Raw genomic sequence first — 20,112 nt, forward strand, 5'->3', positions numbered from 1 at the left:
AATGCCCCTCGCCGCGGCGCGCTTCGCGGTCGCGGGCGCGCTCCTTGCCGCGACCGCCGCCCACGCCGAACCGCTCCCCCCGCTTGACGACTGGGCGCGCGTCGAGGCCGCCGCCGCCGGGCAGGACGTCCACTGGTACGCCTGGGGCGGCGAGACCCACATCAACGACTATATCGGCTGGGTCGGCCACGAGGTCGCCGAGCGCTACGGCGTCCACCTGAAGCAGGTGAAGGTCACCGACACGGCCGAAGCCGTCGCCCGCGTCCTCGCCGAGACCGTCGCGGGCAAGACCGACGGCGGCGCGGTCGATCTCGTCTGGATCAATGGCGAGAATTTCGTCGCGATGAAGGAGGCGGGCCTCCTCCTCGCCGCACCGTGGGCGGAGGCGCTGCCGAACCGCTCCCTCGTCGACCTCGACGCCTATGGCGCGGCGATCCTCACCGATTTCGCGGTTCCGGTGGACGGGCAGCAATCGCCCTGGGGCCGCGCGCAGCTCGTCTTCCTCTATGACGTAGAGAGGACCCCCGAGCCACCACGCTCGCTCGAAGCCCTGATCCTCTTCGCCGAGACCCATCCCGGCCGCTTCACCTATCCGCAGCCTCCCAACTTCCTCGGCACCGCGTTCCTGAAGCAGATCCTCGTCGCGACCGCCCCGGACCCCTCGCGCCTGCAGGAGCCGGCGGGCGAGGACGGGGAGGCGATCGTGCGGGAGGCCCTCCTCCCGGTGCTGAAGCGCCTACACCCCAATCTGTGGCGCTCGGGCACGGTGTTCCCGCAGGGCGTTGCGGAGCTGCGCCGCCTCTATGCCGACGGCGAGATCGCGCTCGCCCTCACCTTCAACCCGTCCGACGCGCAGGCCGCGATCAATGCCGGCCTCCTGCCGCCGACGACGCGGGTGACCACCTTCGCCGACGGCTCGATCGGCAACGTCCACTTCGTCGCGATCCCCGTGAACGCGAACGCCAAGGCCGGCGCGCTCGTCGTCGCGAACTTCCTCCTGTCGCCCGAGGCGCAGGCGCGAAAGGCCGATCCCGCCGTCTGGGGCGACCCCACCGTGCTCGCCGTCGATAGACTTTCGCCCGAAAGCCGTGCTCTCTTCGCGGCAGAGGTCGCGGTCGACGCGCCGACCCTCTCCGAACCGCACGCGAGCTGGACCGAGATCATCGAACGAGTATGGGCCGACGAGTTCCTGAAATAGCGCGCGAGGACGGGGCGCCCGAGGCCCCCGCCGCGACGCCCGCGAAACCCGCCCGCGCCGCGAAAGCAGCGCCCGCGAAGGCGTCGGCGCCCGCGAAAGCCGGCGCGGCGAAGCCGAAGGCGGCGCGTGCGGCCAAGAGCGGCCCGCGCTCGCGCTACACCAAGGCCGAGGCGGACGCCTTCTTCCAGCGCCTCGCCGACGCCCTGCCCGAGCCGAAGACCGAGCTCGAATACAAGAACCCGTTCACCCTTCTCGTCGCCGTCGTCCTCTCGGCGCAGGCGACGGACGTCGGCGTCAACCGCGCGACCCGCGCCCTCTTCGAGGTGGCCGACACGCCGCAGAAGATGGCCGATCTCGGCGAAGGGAAGGTGCGCGACTACATCAAGACGATCGGCCTCTTCAACACGAAGGCGAAGAACGTCATCGCCCTCTCGCGCACCCTCGTCGACACCTATGGGGGCGACGTCCCGCGCGATCGCGAGGCGCTCCAGGCGCTCCCCGGTGTCGGGCGCAAGACGGCGAATGTCGTCCTCAATGTCGCGTTCGGCGAGCCGACCATCGCCGTCGACACGCACATCTTCCGCATCGGCAACCGGCTCGGCCTCGCCCCCGGCAAGACGCCGGACGAGGTGGAGCGCGCGCTCGAGAAGATCGTCCCGCCGCGCTTCCTCCACGGCGCCCACCACTGGCTCATCCTGCACGGCCGGCACGTGTGCAAGGCACGCCGCCCGCTTTGCGAGGCATGTGTCGTCTATGATTTGTGCAAGGCCCCGGACAGGCGCGTGTTGCCCCATCACGGGTGAGGGGGCATTCTCACTCCATGCGGCCATGACGGCCGCGCACCGTCCGTAACCGACAGCAGCCCCGGATCGACGTCATGATGCCACCCGTGCCGGACCATCCGGCGCTGTTCCTGGACTTCGACGGGACGCTCGTCGAGATCGCCGACCGGCCGGACGGGATCACCGTCGCCGCGGCGCTGCCGGGTATCGTGGAGCGGCTCGTGCGCACGACGGGCGGGGCGGTCGCGGTCATCAGCGGCCGGCAGGTCGAGCAGATCGACCACTATCTGCGCGTCGCGATCCCGATGGCCGGAATGCACGGGCTCGAGCGGCGCCTCCGCCCCGGCGAGCCGATCGAGACCGCCACGCCGCCCCCCGAGATCGACACGCTGCGCACGCGGCTGACGGCCTCCCCCCTCATCGGCGGCGGCGTGCGGCTGGAGGACAAGGGCGCCGGCCTCGCTGTCCACTATCGCGCCGCGCCGGACCGCCGCCAGGAGGTGCTCGACGCGATGGAAGACGCCATCGCCGACCTTCCGACCCTCCACCTCATCGACGGCAAGATGGTCGTCGAGGCGAAGGGCAAGGGCTTCGACAAAGGCGCGGCGGTCGACTTCTTCATGGCGCGGGCCCCGTTCAAGGGACGCACCCCGATCTTCATCGGCGACGACACCACCGACGAGGATGGGATGCGCGCCGCCGATGCCGCCGGCGGGTTCGGCGTCAAGGTCGGCGAAGGCCCGACCTCCGCCCGCTACCACCTTCCCAGCGTCTCAGCCGTCCACGACTGGCTCAGCACACTCGCGGAGCATGCTTCATGAGCACACTCGCCCTCGGCATCATCGGCAACTGCTCGGTGTCCGCCCTCGTCGACGACAAGGCGCGGATCCTGTGGTGGTGCCTGCCGCGGCCGGATGGCGATCCCGTCTTCCACGCCCTCCTCGGCTCGAACGGCGCGCCAGAGGACGGCGCCTTCGCGATCGAGGTGGAGGACTATTCCCACTCCGAACAGCACTATATCGAGAACACCGCGATCCTGCGCACGCGCCTCATCGCGTCCGACGGGTCGACGGTCGAGATCGACGATTTCTGCCCGCGATTCCTGTCGCGCGGCCGCGTCTTCCGCCCGGCCCAGATCGTGCGGCGCATCCGGCCGGTCACGGGCCGTCCGCGCATCCGCATCGTGCTGCGCCCGCGCTTCCACTGGGGCAGCGCGCGGCCGGAGATCACCTCCGGCTCCAACCATGTCCGCTTCGTCTCCGACGGCACGACGCTGCGCCTCACCACCGACGCGCCGATCACCTACATCCGCGACGAGACCTTCTTCGTCGTCGAACGCGAGCTGAACCTCTTCCTCGGCCCGGACGAGTCGCTCACCTCCCGCCCGGCCACCATCGGCCGCGAATTCCAGGAAGAGACCGAATATTATTGGAAGCGCTGGTCGCTCCGCCTCGGCCTGCCGCTGGAATGGCAGGAGGCGGTGATCCGCGCGGCGATCACGCTGAAGCTGTGCACCTTCGAGGAGACGGGCGCGATCGTCGCCGCCGTCACCACCTCGATCCCGGAAGCTCCCTTCTCCGAGCGCAACTGGGACTATCGCTTCTGCTGGCTCCGCGACGCCTTCTTCGTGGTGCGCGCGCTGAACGCGCTCTCCGACCTCGAGACGCTGGAGAATTATCTCGCCTATATCCGCGACGTGATCGCGCTCACCAAGGGTGACCACATCCAGCCGGTTTTCGGCATCGGGCTCGAGGCGGCGCTCACCGAGCGGACCGAGGCGCTACCCGGCTTCCGCGGCATGGGCCCCGTGCGCGTCGGCAACCAGGCGCACGAGCATCACCAGCACGACGTCTACGGCAACATCGTGCTCGCCGCCGCGCAGGCCTTCTTCGACAAGCGTCTCCTGCGCCAGGGCACGATGGAGGATTTCCGCCACCTCGAGGTGATCGGCGACCGGGCCTACATGCTCCACAACTCGCCCGACGCGGGCATCTGGGAGCTGCGCACCCGCTCGCGCGTCCACACCTCGTCGTCGCTGATGTGCTGGGCCGCGCTCGACCGCCTCGCGAAGATCGCGAACCAGCTCGGGGTCAACCCGAAGCACTGGCGCTCGCGCGCGAACGAGGTCCACGCAAAAATTTGTGCCGAGGCATGGAACGAAGACGTCGGCGCGTTCGTTGAGTCTTTTGGCGGCGCGGATCTCGACGCCTCCCTCCTCCTCATGGCCGAAGTCGGATTCATCGACCCGCTCGACCCGCGCTTCGTGTCGACGGTCGATCGGATCGGCGAAAAGTTGCGCCGCGGCAATCATTTGTATCGCTATCATGCCGCCGATGATTTTGGTCGGCCCGAGACAGCGTTCAACGTCTGCACATTCTGGTTTATCGATGCCCTCGGCCGAATGGATCGGCGTGAGGAAGCGCGAGAAATCTACGAGACGATGCTCTCATGCCGCAATCATCTGGGGTTGTTGTCGGAGGACACTGACCCGCAGACGGACGAGCTTTGGGGCAACTTCCCACAAACTTATTCGATGGTCGGCATCATCAATGGGGCCGTACGCCTTTCCAGGCGCTGGGATAAAGTGGTTTAGTGCAGGTCCCCGGCACAATGACCCGAAGAGGCTCAAGCCATGCCCCGCATCGTAGTCGTCTCGAACCGCGTCGGCCCGTTGTCCGATACGGGGAGAGCCGGCGGACTCGCCGTCGCGCTCGTTGACGTCCTGCGCGAACGCGGGGGGCTCTGGTTCGGCTGGTCGGGCGACGTTTCGGAAGAGGGCACCTACAGCCCGCTCCAGTTCAACGAATCCGGCAATGTGTCGACCGCGACGATCGACGTCGCCCAGGCCGACTATGACGAATCCTATGCCGGGTTCGCGAACCGCGCGCTGTGGCCGACGCTCCACTACCGGCTCGACCTGACGGATTTCGACCGGCGGCTCGAACAGGGCTATCGCCGCGTCAACGAGCGGTTCGCCGAGCGGCTCGTCCCGCTGCTGCGGCCGGACGATATCGTCTGGGTGCACGATTACCACTTCTTCTTCATGGGCGACGTGCTGCGTGCAGCGGGGGTGAAGAACCCGATCGGCTTCTTCCTCCACATCCCCTTCCCGGTTCCGGAGGTGCTGACCGCGCTGCCGAACCACAAGGAGATGATCCACGCGCTGCTCGCCTACGATCTCGTCGGCTTCCAGACGAGCCAGCACCTCTCGGCCTTCGAGCGCTACATCTTCGAGGAGGTCGGCGGCACGCGCGAGGCGGACGGGTCGATCAGCGCCATGGGCCGCACCGTGGTGGCCGACGCCTTCCCCATCGGCATCGACGCCAGCGCCTTCTCCACCTTCCACGAGACGGCGGAAGGGCACGAGAATTTCGCGCTGATGAAGAACGAGCTCGGCGACCAGAAGCAGATCGTCGGCGTCGACCGGATCGACTATTCGAAGGGCCTTCCCGAGCGCTTCACCGCCTTCGAGCGTCTCCTTGAGCTACATCCGGAGATGAAAGGCGAGGTGACTCTTCTGCAAATCGCGCCGCCCTCGCGCTCGGAAGTGCGGGCCTATCTCCAGATCCAGCGCCTCCTCGAAGGGCTCTCGGGCCGGATCAACGGCCGCTTCTCCGACCTCGACTGGACGCCGATCCACTTCATCACCCGCTCCTTCCCGCGCCGCTCGCTCGCCGGCATCTACCGCGCCTCATCGGTCGGCCTCGTGACCCCGCTGCGGGACGGGATGAACCTCGTCGCGAAAGAATATGTCGCCGCGCAGGATCCGGAGGATCCGGGCGTCCTCGTGCTCTCCCGCTTCGCCGGCGCGGCGGAGGAGATGACCGAGGCGGTGATCGTGAACCCCTACTCGATCGACGAGCTTGCCGAAGGCCTGCGTCTCGCGATCCAGATGCCGCTCGACGAGCGCAAGGCGCGCTGGAGCGCGCTCAACACCAAGGTGATGACCAACACCGCGTCCGCCTGGTCCCGCCGCTTCCTCGACCGGCTCGTCTCGCTTCACGAATCCGTGCCGGCTGAAGGCTAGGGGCTGGTCCGCTCGAATTTGCGGCCCAGTTTCCCCGGTGGCGCGCCGCTTCGGCGCACCGGCCACCGGTCTCCGAAACTCGGCGCAAGATGACTGACACAAGCTATTTCGTCCCTGACGCGACGTGCTGGCGCGTCGAACACGCGGCCCGATTCTCCCTGATCATCGACGCGGAGGATTTCTTCCGCCTCGCCAAGCAGGCCATGATGAAGGCCGAACGCTCGGTCCTGCTGATCGGCTGGGATTTCGACGCGCGCATCCCGCTGGAGCCCGAGGAAAAACGGTTGCCCGGCCCGAACTCGGCCGGCCGCTTCCTCGACTGGTTGTCGAAGACGCGCCCCGCGGTCGACGTGAAGATCCTCAAATGGGACATCGGCCTCATCCACTCGATCTTCCGCGGCGAGACCCCGCATTTCCTGCTGCGCTGGTTCTTCGGCAGCGAGATCGACTTCCGCCTCGACAGCGCGCACCCGCCCCTCTCGGCCCAGCACATGAAGATCCTCGTGATCGACGATCGCGTGGCCTTCTGCGGCGGCATCGACATGACGGTCCAGCGCTGGGACACGCGCTCCCACGCCGAGGCGCAGCCCGGCCGCGTCTCCCCCGGCGGCAAGCCGCTGATGCCCTGGCACGACGTGACGAGCTGCGTCTCGGGCCCGGCCGCGAAGGCGCTCGGCCAGCTCGCGCGCGACCGCTGGTACTGGGCGACAAAGGAGCGGCTCGAGGAGATCGACGTCGCAACCGACCCGTGGCCGGACGATCTGGAGCCGCAATTCAACGACATCCACGTCGCGATCTCGCGCACCATCCCCGAATATGACGAGCGGCCGCAGATCACCGAGATCGAGGCGGCGAAGCTGACGATCATCGGCGCGGCGAAGCGCACGCTCTATATCGAGAGCCAGTATTTCGCCTCCCGCCCCATCGCCGAGGCGATCGCGGCGCGGCTGCGCGAGGCGGACGGGCCGGAGATCGTGCTGATCAACCCGATCTCGGCGGACGGGTGGCTCGAGGCCGAGGCGATGGACACGGCGCGGGCGCGCATGATCGCGCTCGTCGAGAAGGCGGACGTCCACCGCCGCTTCCGCATTCTCCACCCGGTGAACGCGGCCGGGACGCCGATCTACGTCCACGCCAAGGTGATGATCGCCGACGATGCGGTGCTGAAGGTCGGCTCGGCGAACCTCAACAACCGCTCGATGGGCTATGACAGCGAGTGCGATCTCAGCATCGACGCGCGCTCACGGCCGCAGGACCGGGAGACGATCGTCGCGATCCGCAACGACCTCCTCGCCGAGCATCTCGGCACCAGCGTGGAGGCGGTCGTGGCGGCGCTGGAGGCGAATGACGGCTCGCTGATCGCGACGATCGAGGCGCTGAACGACACCGCGCGCAATCACCTCGCGCCGATGCCGCCGCGGACCCTCTCCGATCTCGAGGAGGCGTTCGCCGAATCCGACGTCGCCGACCCGATCCGGCCGACGACGGTGAAGCGGCTGATCCACACGATCGTGAACCGCGTGCCGACCTTCAAAGGTCTGGGAGTTGGACGCGGCTATCGACGTCGAAGAGCATCGTGAGGACGGCGACGCGCACCCACATGCCGTTGCGCTCCTGACGCCAATATTTGGCGCGCGGGTCCTTGTCGATCTCGGGGTCGAGCTCGTCGCGGCGCGGGAGGGGATGCATGATCACGCAATCCTCCTTCAGCGAGGTGAGGTGCGAAGCCTTGAGGTGGAAGCGGGTATAGTCGGTCGCGCTCTCGCCGCCGACATCATACTCGTCCTGGATGCGCGTCATGTAGATCGCGTCGGCCGAGGCGATGGCGGGGAGGAACTCGTCCGTCTCCTCGAAGCGGGTGCCGGCGCGGGTGAGCGCGCGGCGCAGATCGTCCTCGATCCGGAAATTCTCGGGCGAGGCGAAGATGATCTTCACGTCCTCATAGTTGGTGAGGAGGCGCGACAGGGAGCGGACCGTGCGGCCGCGCTTCAGGTCGCCGACCATGCAGATCGTCTTGCCGTCGATGCCGCCCCTCAGGCGCAGGCTGCGCGTGAGGGTGTAGATGTCGAGGAGGGCCTGGGTCGGATGCTCGTCGGGGCCCGACCCGGCATTGACGATCGGCACCGGCCGCGGCGTCGCGTCGAGCAGCGTCGCGACCCGGTCGCACAGCCCCGCGATGGGCGAGCGCATAATGATGAGGTCGACATAGCTCGAGAAGGTGCGCAGCGAATCCTCGACGCTCTCGCCCTTCCGCTCCGAGGAGGTCGCCGCGTCGCGGATCTCCGAGGCGGTGATGCCGAGGATATGGCAGGCGCTCTGGAAGGAGAGGAAGGTGCGCGTCGAGGGCTGCGTGAAGTAGAGCATCGCCCGCTTGTGGGGCAGGAGGCTCCGCAGATAGACGATCCCTTCGCGCGACTTGTCGAACCGGCGGATCGTCGTCGTCAGCTGATAGAGATAGTCGAGGAATTGCCGGTCAAACTGGCTGGAGCTCAAAACGTGGCGCAACGGCGCGTCTGGCGCCTCTGCTCGTGGAGTCACGTCCATCGTGGCGGCCTCTCGTGTCGTCGCGCTTCTAGAGCCTCTTGCGAGCGGAGGGAACGGCCCGGAACAAATTCTTCGCAAGTTTCTGGATCGCGCCAGACCGACCGAGCGGACGTCAGAGCGCGTAGACGCGCTCCTGACCGAGGACGTGCGGGCGCGGCCCCGGCGGCTCGGGCCACAGCGCGGCGAAGGCGGCATCGGCGACGCTGAGCCCGCCGGTGAGGCAGCCGAAGGCCGGCATGACGAGCCGCTCCGCGCAGCCGAGGAAGCAGCGCCGGCGCAGACGACGCCCGCGAACCGTCACCCAGGCGGCCGGGTGGAGATGGCCGGCGACCTCCGGCTCGCCCGTCAGCCCCTCGGCCGGGATGTGGCGGAAGGTGACGCCGCCGAGCCGGTAGACATCATGCACGGAGCCCGGAAGCGCCCGCACGCTGTCGCCTTCGTGGTTGCCCGTCACCCAGACGAACTCGGCCCTATCCGTCAGCGCGAGAAGGGTCTTGAGATCCGCCCCCGCGAGCCGTTCCGCCCCGCGCCGGTCGTGGAAGCTGTCGCCCAGCGAGATGACCCGCATCGGCCGGTAGCGCCCCATCGCCTCGGCGAGACGCGCGAGCGTCAGGCCGGTGTCGTAGGGCGGCACCATCTGGCCGGACCGCGCGAACGCCGACCCGGTCTCGAGGTGAAGGTCGGACACGACGAGCGTCCCTTCGGCCGCCCAATAGAGCGCGCCGGTCGGGTCGAGCACGGCGTCGATCCCGGCGAGGAAGGCGGGCGCGGGCGTCGGCGCGGCCCGGCGGCGCGGGGCGCCATGCCGGGGATGGCGCGGCCCCGGCAGCGAGAAGGCCGCCATCGCGCGCATGCCATAAGGGGTCGGCCGGTCGCCAATACTCACGCCATCGCCTCCTGAACCAACGCATCCGCCGCTTCGGCGAGAAGGGTCTCGGAACCATCACCTTGGACGACCTCGCGGCCGATTTCGAGCATGATCGGCACCGCGAGTGGGGATATCTTCTCCAGCCGCTCGTGCACGATGTCGCCCTTCACGCGCGCCAGCATCTGGCCGAGGCGGCGGATGTCGAGGAGGCCGGTCGCCGCATCCGCCCAGGTTGCGCGGAGCAGGATGTGGTCCGGCTCATGGCTGCGCAGGACGTCATAGACGAGATCGGTCGACACGGTGATCTGCCGCCCGGTCTTCTCCTTGCCGGGATGGCGCCGCTCGATGAGCTGGGCGATCTGCGCGCAGGCGCGGAAGGTGCGCTTCAGAAGCATGGAATCGGCGAGCCATTCGTCGAGATCGTCGCCCAGCATATCCTCCGAGAAGAGCGAGGCCATGGTGTTGCGCTTGCCGTCGAAGAAGGCCGACATGTCGCCGACCGCCCACACCGCGATCGCATAGTCGGAGGCGACGAAGCCCATCGGATGGAGGCCGAGCCGTTCGAGGCGGCGCGTCAGGAGCATTCCGAGCGTCTGGTGGGCGAGGCGTCCCTCGAACGGGTAGGCGACGAGATAGTGGCGGTTGGCACGCGGAAAGGTCTCGACCAGGAGTTCGTCCATCGCCGGCAGGCGCGAGCGGTCGGCCTGGAGGGAGAGCCAGTCGCGCACCTGCGCCGGAAGGTCCCGCCGCTTCTCGGGGTCCGCGAGCATCGCCCGGACGCCGGCGGCGAGATAGGTCGTCAGCGGGAATTTCGAGCCGCCATAGTACGGGATCTTCGGCTCGGTCTGCTGCGTGCGGGTGACGAGCACCTCATTCTCGCGCACCGCTTCGAGGCGCAGCACCTGCCCGGCGAAGAGGAACGTGTCCCCCGGCGCGAGGGAGTTGAGGAAATACTCCTCCAGCTGGCCGAGCACGGGACCGCGCCCGGTCAGGACCCCATTGCGCCGCCCGACGAGGCGCACCGGCAGCGAGGCCAGCTCGACGATGGTGCCGATATTCAGCCGATATTGCGCGGCAAGGGTCGGGTGCGAGATGCGCCAGCGACCGTCCTTGCGGCGGCGGATCTTGGCATATCGCTCATAGGCGCGCAGCGCGTAGCCGCCGGTCGCCACGAAGTCGACGACGCGCTCGAACGTCTCCCAGTCGAGGGCGCGATAGGGATAGGCGGCGACGATCTCGTCATAAAGCTCCACCGCGTCGAACGCCTCGGCGACGGCGGTTCCGAGCACGTGCTGGGCGAGGACGTCGAGCGCGCCGTCCTGGATCGGCGGCGTGTCCTGGTGGCCGAGATAGTTCGCATCGAGCGCGGCCTGGCACTCCATCACCTCGAACCGGTTCGAGGGGACGAGGATCGCCTTCGACGGCTCGTCCATCCGGTGGTTCGCCCGCCCGATGCGCTGGGCGAGACGCGAGGCCCCCTTCGGCGCGCCGACATGGATGACGAGGTCGACGTCGCCCCAGTCGATGCCGAGATCGAGGGTCGAGGTGCAGACGACGGCGCGCAGCGCGTTCCGCCCCATCGCCGCCTCCACCTTGCGCCTCTGCTCCACCTGGAGCGAGCCGTGATGGAGGGCGATCGGCAGCGTGTCCTCGTTGATGCGCCACAATTCGTGGAACAGAAGCTCCGCCTGGCTGCGCGTGTTGACGAAGACGAGGGTCGTCTTGTGCGCCTTGATCAGCTCGTAGATGTCGCCGACCGCCCAGCGCGTCATGTGGCCGGACCAGGGGACGCGCTCGTCGGTGGAGAGGATCGAGAGGTCCGGCTTCGCCCCGCCCTCCACCACGATGAGATCGGAGAGGACCGGCGCGCCGCCCCCCTGCGGCATCAGCCAGGCGCGCAGCGCGTCCGGGTCGGCGACGGTCGCGGAGAGGCCGACGACGCGCAGCCCCGGCGCGTGCTTGCGCAGCCGGGCGAGGCCGAGCGCCAGCAGGTCGCCGCGCTTGGAGGTCACGAGCGAGTGCAGCTCGTCGACGATCACCACCTTCAGCTCGGAGAAATAGCGGGGCGCGTCGACCTGGCTGATGAGGAGCGCCACCTGCTCGGCGGTGGTGAGGAGGATGTCGGGCGGATTCTCCTTCTGCCGCCGCCGCCGGCTCTGCGGCGTGTCGCCCGTCCGCGTCTCGATTGAGACGGGGAGGTCCATCTCGTCGATCGGAGCCTTCAGATTGCGCGCGATGTCGACCGCGAGGGCCTTCAGCGGCGAGATGTAGAGGGTGTGCGGGCCGTCCCGCCCTTCGGTGTTGCGGCCGCGCGCCTCCTGCTCGATCTCGATGAGGCTCGGCAGGAAGCCGGCGAGCGTCTTGCCCGCCCCCGTCGGCGCGATGAGGAGCGACGAGCGACGCGCCTCCGCCCTCTCGACGAGGTCGAGCTGGTGGGCGCGCGGCGTCCACCCGCGCCGCGCAAACCAACCGGCGAAGGGCTCTGGCAGGGTGCGCGTGGCGCGGGACGGATCAAGAACGTTCTGCACGAAGCGGAACGTAATGCGTCTTGCGGCCGAGGGACAGGGGGATCGACGCCGCCGCATCGCGCGCCAATTGAAGTGAGGTCCGATCGGAACGATGCTGCGGATCGGCGCAAGGACCGGAAGGCGACCCAAAACGATGAAAGACCTACCGTTCGACGGCAGAATCACCCGCTATCTGGAAGACGAGCTGCCGAAGCCGCTCCGCAAGGAGGTGGAGACGGCCGACAAGGACCAGATCCTCTCCAACAAATATCCGTACGACGAGGAGATGGACAAGGACGAGTACGAGACGCTCTACAAGGCGCTCCAGATCGAGCTCGTGAAGCTCCAGTCCTGGGTGAAGAACACCGGCGCGCGCATCGCGGTCGTGTTCGAGGGGCGGGACGCGGCCGGCAAGGGTGGCGCGATCAAGCGGCTCACCGAGAACCTCAATCCGCGCGGCGCCCGCGTCGTCGCCCTCGGCAAGCCGACCGAGTCGGAGAAGAGCCAGTGGTACTTCCAGCGCTACATCCAGCATCTGCCGAGCGCGGGTGAAATCGCCTTCTTCGACCGCTCCTGGTACAACCGGGCCGTCGTCGAGCGGGTCTTCGGCTTCTCCGGGCCGGAGGATCGGGCGCTCTTCTTCCGCCAGGCACCCGAGTTCGAGCGGATGCTCATCGCGGACGGCATCCATCTCTTCAAGATCTGGCTCACCGTCAGCCGCGCCGAGCAGATGCGGCGGATGCTGGCGCGCGAGCGCGATCCGCTGAAGCAGTGGAAGCTGTCGGAGATCGACGTCGAGGGCCTCAAGAAGTGGGACAGCTACTCGCTGGCGATCAGCGAGATGTTCGCCCGCACCCATTCGGCCGAGGCGCCGTGGCGCGTCGTGCGCGCCGACGACAAGCGTCGCGCCCGCATCACGACGCAGCAGATCATCCTCAGCGCCGTCGAGTATGACAGCCGCGACGAGCGTGTCGCGGGACCGCCCGATCCGCAGATCACCGGCGGCCCCGAGATCGTGCCGACCGGCGACGGCTGAGCCGCCGCCGGTCCGCGCGCCTCAGAGATCGTCGGTGTCCGTGACGCCCGGCACCGCGAGGTTCAGGATGCGCTGGTCCTCCGTCGGCGGCGTGTCGGCAAGATCCACCGGCTTGCCGTAGGCGGCGAGATATTCGGCGAGCGCGTCCTGCTCGGTGCCGACATTGGTGAAGGTCGCCGTGCCATCCACGATGACGTCCGGCTTCAGGAGCTGGACGACCTTCGCGAAGGCTGGATCGGCCGCGACGAAGGCCGGATAGGGATAGCCGTCACCGCCATCGACGAGGAAGTTCAGCGAGACGACGCGGATGCCGACGGTGAACTGGTCGGCCGCCGGGGTCAGCTCGCCATTCTCGACGATCTTCACGTCGACGCCTTCCGGCCCGGTGTTGAGGAGCGTCACGTCCTGCACGCGTTCGCCGGCCTCCAGGATCGGATCGAACGAGAAGCGCACGCCCGCCACCTGCGGGAAGCGCCCCTCGGCACCGAGCGGCTTGCCTTCCGGGTCGTAGTTGCTCGCCGCGACGCCGTAATTCAGCACCTCGAGGAGCTGCGCCGGCGACAGGGTGATGAGCGTCAGCCCGTTGTTGAAGGCGAGCGCCTGCTGGATCTCGAGCTCAGAGATCTTGCCGTCGTCGAGCGGGATCGGGGCGCGGATGCCGCCGCCATTCTTCAGCGAGACGAGCACCGGGCTGTCCGACAACTCGTTCGCATAGGCGAGGTTGGCGTCGGCGGTGAGGTTGCCGAGATTGGTCTCCTCGGTGCGCACGCCCGGCTCGCGGTCGCCGTTGAGGTCCACGGTGAGGTCCGCGAAATAGTTGCGGCCCGACACGTCGAGCGTCGTGTCGTTCAAGACCTTCACGAGGTCGCGCACCGCGCCGCCCTTCGGCGAGGCGATGATCGCGGCCGTGGCGTCCGGCGCGCCGCTCACCTCGACGACGCCCGCATCGTCGGTCGCATAGGCGCCGGAGACGGCCGGGTCGATCGAGGAGGGGATGATCACCCCGTCCTCGTCGAAGCCGATGACGAGGCGGCCGACATAGGTGTACTGCCCGTCGGTCGAGACGATCGCGACGGGGTTGCCGCCCGCGTCCTCGCGGAACATCGGGTATGGGCCCTGCGCCTCGTCGCGGTCGCGCAGCCGGTCGGTCGCGTCGGCGAGGCGCGTGTCCGAGCCGCCCGCGATGATGATGTCCACCCCGTCGAGGAGCCCGGCGAGCTCGGCCTCGAGGTCGATCTGCTGGAGGTGCGAGGTGATGATGATCTTGTCGATCCCCTCCCCTTCCAGGCGGTCGATCACCTGCTGGATGATGTCGGCGAGCGCGTCCATGTTGTTGACGCGCGGCTCGGCGTTGGCGTCGTCGTCGGGGTTGTTGGCGTCGCCGCGCGTTGAGGAGATCGTCGCGACGAGCGGCGTCGTGATGCCGATGACGCCGAACCGCTCGCCGTTCTTCTCGAGGATCGCGTAGGGGGCGATCTTGCCGTCACCCTCGCCGTCGGTGGCCGCGGTGAGCATCAGCGGGGCGAGCGGGCTCTGCGGCCCGACCGTGAGATTCGCCGAAAGGTACGGGAAGAGTGCGCCGACCCAGGCGTCGTCCCCCTCGGAGACGCCGATCGCCTTGCCGAGCTGCGCCTGACCGAAGTCGAATTCGTGGTTGCCGAGCGTCGTCGCGTCGAACCCGATGAGGTTCATGATCGCGATGTCGAACCGGCCGGGCGAGCTCACGAGGCCCGTCTGCTCGGATCCGGTCGCGACGCTCATCGCCTTCGAGAGCGCCTCGGACAGGCGCGCCTGCACGTCGGGGTCGGCGGCGGCCGCGGCGAGGGAGAACGGGCTCGGGATGAAATTGTCGCCGGACGAGATGATCAGCGTCGTGTCGTAATCGTCGGCGAGCGCCTCGACGACGGTGGCGAAATTCGGCGCGTTCTTCACCGCCCCGGCGTTGCCTTCGAGGTCGGATGCATGGAGGAGCTGTAGCGTCACCGCAGGGGTGGAATCCTGCGCCAGAGCCGGCGTGGCGAGCGCAGTCGTCAACAGCAAGGCCGGCACCAGCGCCGGCCGGACCAAAGCCCGAAAACTCATGAATGGCCTCCTTCGCGGGGATCGCGACCCGTGGCCTTCACAGAACGGCCCCGGCCGGGTGGTGTCAACAAACCGAGGGGATGGATTTGCCGCGCCGCAAACACGCGATTCGCGGTGCGGACACGCGGAAACGGCGCCCGCAATGCGGGAGAGCGGGCAAAAAGGGTAACACTTCGATTAAATTCAGGGGCTCTGCCACAGGTCGGTCGACAACGGCGCCATGGGGCTTCATAGAGGCGGACGTCAATCGCTTAAAAGGAGACTTGCAGCGATATGTACGCTCGTAGCCCCTCGGTCGTGGTTCTGGTCGTCGTCGCACTCGCCGCACTCGGCGCAGCAGTCTATTTCTACCGCGAAAGTCAGGATCTCACGGAACGTCTCGCCGCCGCCACCACGGCCGCGGAGACGGAAAAGACCCGCCTCGAAGGCGAGCTCAAAACATTGACGGACACCGCCGGGTCGCTCGACGAGCTGCGTGCCGCCGTCGCGAGCGCCACGGAAGAGCAGACGACGCTCGAGACCTCCGTGACCGAGCTGACGGGCCAGGAAGAATCGCTGTCGGGCCGCATTTCCACCGCCGAAGACACTCTGCGCAGCCGCGACGCGCAGCGGACCGAGCTTGAAAGCTCGATCGCGAGCCTCACGAGCGACATGGAATCGGCCCGCGCCTCCGCCACCACCGCGCAGGACGAGCTGGCCGACCTGACGAGCAAGGTCGAGGCCGCGAAGGCCGCCCTCGCCGAGGCCGAGACCGGCGCCAAGCAGGCGACCGCCACGCGCGACGAGGCGACCTCCGCCGCCGAAGCCGCCCGCGGCTCCGCCGACGAGGCCAACGCCGCCGAGACGAAGGCCCGCGAGGCGCTCTCCGAGCTCGAAGCCAGCGCCGCCTCCGTCACCGACGCCCTCGCCAAGACGCAGGACGAGCTCGGCGCCGCGAAGGACGCGCTCGCCAAGGTCACGAGCGACAACGAAGCGCTCACCGCCACGATCTCCGACTCGACCAGCGAGCGGGACGCCCTCGCCGCCGAGATCGAGACGCTGAAGGGCGAGGTCGAGGCGCTGACGGCCGAGAAGGCGTCGCTGACGGACGAGACCGGGAGCCTTTCCTCCGAGAAGGATTCGCTCACCGAAGAGACCAAGGCGCTCGCCGCCGAGAAGGCCTCGCTCACAGAAGAGACCGAGGCGCTCGCAGCCGAGAAGACCACGCTCACCTCCGACACCGAGGCGCTCACCGCCCAGAAGGCTTCGCTGGAAGACGACCTCGCCGCCCTCACCTCCCAGCAGGAGAATCTGACGGACGCGGTGGCCGGCCTCACCAGCGAGAACGAAGCCGCCGAGGGCGCGCTCGAAGAGGCCAAGGCCGCGATCGAAGCGGCGAAGGCCGAGCTCGACGAGCACACCGCCGCGCAGGACGAGCTGACGAAGACCGTCGCCGCCCTCGAGGACGAGGTGACTTCGCTGGAGGGCGACAAGGAGAAGGCGAGCGCCGAAATCGCCACCCTCTCCGGCCAGCAGGACAGCCTCGCCGCCGCCCTCAAGGAGCTCGAGAGCGCGCGCACGAGCCTCGAGGACGCCACCAAGGCGCTCGCCTCCCAGCAGGAAGCGGCCGAGGCGACGATAGACGATCTGACCAGCCAGCGCGACACGCTGGCCGACGATGTCGAGGCCAAGAAGAGCGAGCAGTTCGACGTCCAGCAGCGGATCGCCCGCAGCAATTCGGAGCTGACCGACCTCCAGCGCCGCCTCACCAGCATGGAAGGCGAGTTCGGCGGCCGCAAGGCGACGCTCGAGAACGAGGTCGAGGCGCTGCGCCGCGACGCCGATTTGTGGCGCCGCCAGCGCGACGACCTCATCAGCGAGATCGACGCCCTCCAGCGCTCCCGCGCCGAGGCGACGGCGGCTCCGGCTCCGGCCGCTCCGGCCGCGACCGAGACGCCGGCGGCCCCCACCGCGCCGGCCGAGACCACGCCGGCCGCCCCCGCGACCGCGCAATAAGATCCGCCGCCCCACAAGGCGGCCCCGGCCAAAGGCGCGGCTCCGGCCGCGCCTTTTTTGTTGCCCGCTGCGCTTCCACCCCGCCCACAAGGGCAAAAAGCGGGAACGGCGCCGCCGTGACTCACGTCACGTGCGAGCCCGGCGGACGCCGCCATCTCCATCCTGTCGCCGGAATGACCCGGAGACCTCAAACAGGAACGGAGAGACTGACATGAACAAGACGCTTATCGCTTTCGGAACCGCGCTCACGATCGGCCTCGGGGCGCTCGCTCCTCTCGGCGGCGCCCAGGCGGCCCCGCTCAACGCCGCCACGGCGCTTCAGGCGGACACCGGCGCCAACGGCATCGAGAAGGTCGGCGGACGCCATCACGGCCACGGCGGGCATCGCCACCACGGCCACCGCCGCCACTACGGTCACGGCTTCTACGCGACCGACTTCTACGGCAAGCGCTGCTTCGTGCAGCGGGTGAAGGTCTGGTCGCACTACTATGGCGGCTACGTCTTCGAAAAACAGCGCATCTGCCGCTGGTAGACGGGGAGATGCATCATGGTTGAGGCGCCGCCCTCAGGGGCGGCGCCTTTTTTTGTGCCCGCGCCAAGAAAAAATCGCGGGCCGTCGGAATAAGCCTGCGCCCCCTCCGTTGTCTGGATGTCGTCGGGAAACACCGACCAGTACAGATCCAACGGAGACGAAGATGACCAAGATTTCGAAGTCCATCGCTCTCGGCACCGCCATGATGATGGGCGCTCTCGCCCTCGCCCCCGGCGCGCAGGCCGCCTCCCCGATCGCCAGCGCCGGCAAGGCCCCGTTCGCCATCGAGAGCGGCATCGTCAAGATCGGCGGCCCCGGCGGCCCCGGCGGCTTCGCGACCCCGCCGAAGGGTCCCGGCCCCGGCCCCCACGGTCACGGCCACGGCCACGGCAATGGCTGGAACCAGGCGGCGCCGTTCATCGGCCTCGGCGCCTTCGCGCTCGGCGCCGCGATCGCCTCCTCCCGCCGGTCCGAATGCGTGATCGAGCGCACCCGCGAATGGAGCCACCGCCACCAGGCCATGATCATCCGCGAGGAGAAGGTCTGCTACTGACCCCGCCTCCCTGCTTCCTCCACCCTCCACCTCCGCCCGGACCCACGTCCGGGCGGCTTTTTGCGTGGCGGCACGTGACATCGGTCACACTATTTCCGTCGCACATGCAGTCATCGCGAAATAAAACCTCGAACAAGCGTGTCGTGACGAGCATCACGTGAGGTTTTCGAAGGCGTCGCCATCTCCATCGTGTCGGCGGGAGAGCCGAAGCAAGCATCAGAGCAGGAGAGACGACCATGAAGAACCAGATCATCGCCGCCACCACCGCGCTCACGATCGCGATGGCCGCCCTCGTCCCGAACGCCGCCTCCGCGGCCCCCTTCAACGGCTTTGCCAAGGCCGAGATCCAGACCGACGCCACCGGCATCGAGACCGTCGGCAATCGCGGCCGCAACGCGGCGGGCGCCGCCATCATCGGCCTCGGCGCCTTCGCGCTGGGCGCAGCGGTCGCCTCCGGCAACAACAACCGCGGCTACTACGGCGGCCACGGCCACCGCCGCGTCTACCAGCGCGACTGCTACATCGAGAAGGTTCGTGTCTGGAACCCGCGCCGCGGTCACTACGTGATGCGCAAGGAGAAGGTCTGCTACTGAGCCGACCCCGCACCGATGAGAAAGCGAGCCGCCCCCAACGGGCGGCTTTCTTCGTTTCAGGTCGCCGGCTGCGGCGTCGAGGCCTTCACGCGGTGCAGCGATCTCGACGAGCAGATCGAGGTGTCGGGTTCGGTCCGGCAAGCTTGTGTCGCCACGTCCGGGAAATGCGATGCGGAACACATCAAGAAGCTGTTTCACAAGGAGAATTTCAGAACGCGTTCGCTGTGACGGGGGTCACGTGCGGGTTCTGAGGGCGTCGCCATCTTCGGTGTGTCGGCGGGAGAGCCGAAGCAAACATCAGAGAGCAGGAGAGACGACCATGAAGAACCAGATCATCGCCGCCACCACCGCGCTCACGATCGCGATGGCCGCCCTCGTCCCGAACGCCGCCTCCGCGGCTCCCTTCAACGGCCTCGCCAAGGCCGAGATCCAGACCGACGCGACCGGCATCGAGACCGTCGGCAACCGCGGCCGCAACGCCGCCGCCGGCGCGGCCATTATCGGCCTCGGCGCCTTCGCGCTGGGCGCAGCGGTCGCCTCCGGCAACAACCGCGGCTATCGCGGCCAAGATCACGGTCACCGCCGCGTCTACCAGCGCGACTGCTACATCGAGAAGGTTCGCGTCTGGAACCCGCGCCGCGGTCACTACGTGATGCACAAGGAGAAGGTCTGCTACTGAGCCGACCGCACCGAGGAGAAAGCGAGCCGCCCAACCGGGCGGCTTTCTTCGTTTCAGGCCGCCGGCTGCGGCGTCGAGGCCTTCACGCGGTGCAGCGATCTCGGCGAGTGGATCGAGGCATCGGGTTCGGTCCGGGGAGCGGGCGTGGCCGTGGTCGTGGCCGAGAAATGTGATGCAGCGCACACCAAGCGTCTGTTTAAGCAGACGAATTTCCAAACGCGCGCGTTGTGATCGGGGTCACGTGCGGGTTCTGAGGGCGTCGCCATCTTCGGTGTGTCGGCGGGAGAGCCGAAGCAAACATCAGAGAGCAGGAGAGACGACCATGAAGAACCAGATCATCGCCGCCACCACCGCGCTCACGATCGCGATGGCCGCCCTCGTCCCGAACGCCGCCTCCGCGGCCCCCTTCAACGGCTTCGCGAAGGCCGAGATCCAGACCGACGCCGCCGGCATCGAGACCGTCGGCAACCGCGGCCGCAACGCAGCGGGCGCCGCCATCATCGGCCTCGGCGCCTTCGCGCTGGGCGCAGCGGTCGCCTCCGGCAACAACAACCGCGGCTATTACGGCGGCCACGGCCACCGCCGCGTCTACCAGCGCGACTGCTACATCGAGAAGGTTCGCGTCTGGAACCCGCGCCGCGGTCACTACGTGATGCACAAGGAGAAGGTCTGCTACTGAGCGGGCCCCTCACCGATGAGAAAGCGAGCCGCCCCGA

At 68.3% G+C, this 20,112-nt stretch carries 18 protein-coding genes; 14 read left to right on the forward strand and 4 right to left on the reverse strand.

The window, feature by feature from the left end; all coding sequences use genetic code 11:
• Nucleotide 1: 1 nt before the first annotated feature.
• The 6 genes from DBV35_RS13125 (at nt 2) to DBV35_RS13150 (ending at nt 7,587) form a co-directional block, all read left to right on the forward strand.
• The gene (locus DBV35_RS13125; protein ID WP_245943952.1) at nt 2-1,198 is read left to right on the forward strand and encodes an ABC transporter substrate-binding protein; all 1,197 of its coding nucleotides are present in this window, start codon (nt 2-4) and stop codon (nt 1,196-1,198) included.
• Nucleotides 1,174-2,001, forward strand: coding sequence for an endonuclease III (gene nth, locus DBV35_RS13130; RefSeq protein WP_108661928.1), 828 nt, complete (start codon nt 1,174-1,176; stop codon nt 1,999-2,001). Before DBV35_RS13125 ends, nth begins: the two co-directional genes overlap by 25 nt.
• Before the next feature lie 74 nt (nt 2,002-2,075).
• Nucleotides 2,076-2,801, forward strand: a complete 726-nt coding sequence (gene otsB / locus DBV35_RS13135; RefSeq protein ID WP_205648665.1) for a trehalose-phosphatase — start codon at nt 2,076-2,078, stop codon at nt 2,799-2,801.
• On the forward strand, nt 2,798-4,573 hold the full coding sequence (locus DBV35_RS13140) for a glycoside hydrolase family 15 protein (RefSeq protein ID WP_108660788.1): 1,776 nt from the start codon (nt 2,798-2,800) through the stop codon (nt 4,571-4,573). The genes otsB and DBV35_RS13140 overlap by 4 nt, the downstream gene beginning before the upstream one ends.
• A gap of 39 nt (nt 4,574-4,612) precedes the next feature.
• On the forward strand, nt 4,613-6,007 hold the full coding sequence (locus DBV35_RS13145; RefSeq protein ID WP_108660789.1) for an alpha,alpha-trehalose-phosphate synthase (UDP-forming): 1,395 nt from the start codon (nt 4,613-4,615) through the stop codon (nt 6,005-6,007).
• Between the two features lie 89 nt (nt 6,008-6,096).
• Complete coding sequence (locus DBV35_RS13150) at nt 6,097-7,587, forward strand: phospholipase D-like domain-containing protein (RefSeq protein ID WP_108660790.1); 1,491 nt, start codon at nt 6,097-6,099, stop codon at nt 7,585-7,587.
• Here DBV35_RS13150 and pyrB read toward each other — a convergent pair.
• From pyrB to DBV35_RS13165, 3 genes are all read right to left on the reverse strand, one after another.
• Nucleotides 7,538-8,512, reverse strand: coding sequence for an aspartate carbamoyltransferase (gene pyrB, locus DBV35_RS13155; protein WP_205648666.1), 975 nt, complete (start codon nt 8,510-8,512; stop codon nt 7,538-7,540). The two genes, DBV35_RS13150 and pyrB, sit on opposite strands and share 50 nt — an antisense overlap.
• Before the next feature lie 151 nt (nt 8,513-8,663).
• Nucleotides 8,664-9,437, reverse strand: a complete 774-nt coding sequence (gene pdeM, locus DBV35_RS13160) for a ligase-associated DNA damage response endonuclease PdeM (RefSeq protein ID WP_205648667.1) — start codon at nt 9,435-9,437, stop codon at nt 8,664-8,666.
• Nucleotides 9,434-11,947 (reverse strand): ligase-associated DNA damage response DEXH box helicase, encoded by a 2,514-nt coding sequence (locus tag DBV35_RS13165; RefSeq protein ID WP_425428468.1) that lies wholly within the window; start codon nt 11,945-11,947, stop codon nt 9,434-9,436. Before DBV35_RS13165 ends, pdeM begins: the two co-directional genes overlap by 4 nt.
• Nucleotides 11,948-12,080: 133 nt before the next feature.
• Between DBV35_RS13165 and ppk2 the strand changes: the two genes are divergently transcribed.
• Nucleotides 12,081-12,962 carry a polyphosphate kinase 2 gene (gene ppk2 / locus DBV35_RS13170; protein WP_108660792.1) on the forward strand — a complete coding sequence of 294 codons (882 nt, stop codon included), beginning with the start codon at nt 12,081-12,083 and terminating at the stop codon, nt 12,960-12,962.
• Nucleotides 12,963-12,983: 21 nt separating this feature from the next.
• On the opposite strand, the gene DBV35_RS13175 is transcribed toward ppk2, so the two are convergent.
• On the reverse strand, nt 12,984-15,002 hold the full coding sequence (locus tag DBV35_RS13175) for a bifunctional metallophosphatase/5'-nucleotidase (RefSeq protein WP_205648668.1): 2,019 nt from the start codon (nt 15,000-15,002) through the stop codon (nt 12,984-12,986).
• A gap of 315 nt (nt 15,003-15,317) precedes the next feature.
• Here DBV35_RS13175 and DBV35_RS13180 point away from each other — a divergent pair, with 315 nt between their 5' ends.
• The 7 genes from DBV35_RS13180 to DBV35_RS13210 all read left to right on the forward strand — a co-directional run bounded on the left by DBV35_RS13180 (nt 15,318) and on the right by DBV35_RS13210 (nt 20,075).
• Nucleotides 15,318-17,039, forward strand: coding sequence for a hypothetical protein (locus tag DBV35_RS13180; protein ID WP_157961721.1), 1,722 nt, complete (start codon nt 15,318-15,320; stop codon nt 17,037-17,039).
• A gap of 211 nt (nt 17,040-17,250) precedes the next feature.
• The gene (locus tag DBV35_RS13185; protein ID WP_108660795.1) at nt 17,251-17,571 is read left to right on the forward strand and encodes a hypothetical protein; all 321 of its coding nucleotides are present in this window, start codon (nt 17,251-17,253) and stop codon (nt 17,569-17,571) included.
• A gap of 163 nt (nt 17,572-17,734) precedes the next feature.
• Complete coding sequence (locus DBV35_RS13190; RefSeq protein ID WP_108660796.1) at nt 17,735-18,124, forward strand: hypothetical protein; 390 nt, start codon at nt 17,735-17,737, stop codon at nt 18,122-18,124.
• A 236-nt stretch (nt 18,125-18,360) separates the two neighbouring features.
• A complete protein-coding gene (locus DBV35_RS13195) occupies nt 18,361-18,717 on the forward strand; it encodes a hypothetical protein (protein ID WP_108660797.1) in 357 nt (118 codons plus the stop codon).
• A gap of 15 nt (nt 18,718-18,732) precedes the next feature.
• Complete coding sequence (locus tag DBV35_RS13200) at nt 18,733-18,945, forward strand: hypothetical protein (RefSeq protein WP_108660798.1); 213 nt, start codon at nt 18,733-18,735, stop codon at nt 18,943-18,945.
• A 91-nt stretch (nt 18,946-19,036) separates the two neighbouring features.
• Entirely contained in the window at nt 19,037-19,396 is a 360-nt protein-coding gene (locus DBV35_RS13205; protein ID WP_108660799.1) for a hypothetical protein, read from the forward strand.
• Between the two features lie 322 nt (nt 19,397-19,718).
• On the forward strand, nt 19,719-20,075 hold the full coding sequence (locus tag DBV35_RS13210) for a hypothetical protein (RefSeq protein WP_108660800.1): 357 nt from the start codon (nt 19,719-19,721) through the stop codon (nt 20,073-20,075).
• Nucleotides 20,076-20,112 lie beyond the last annotated feature (37 nt).

The sequence above is a fragment of the Acuticoccus kandeliae genome, from assembly GCF_003073115.1.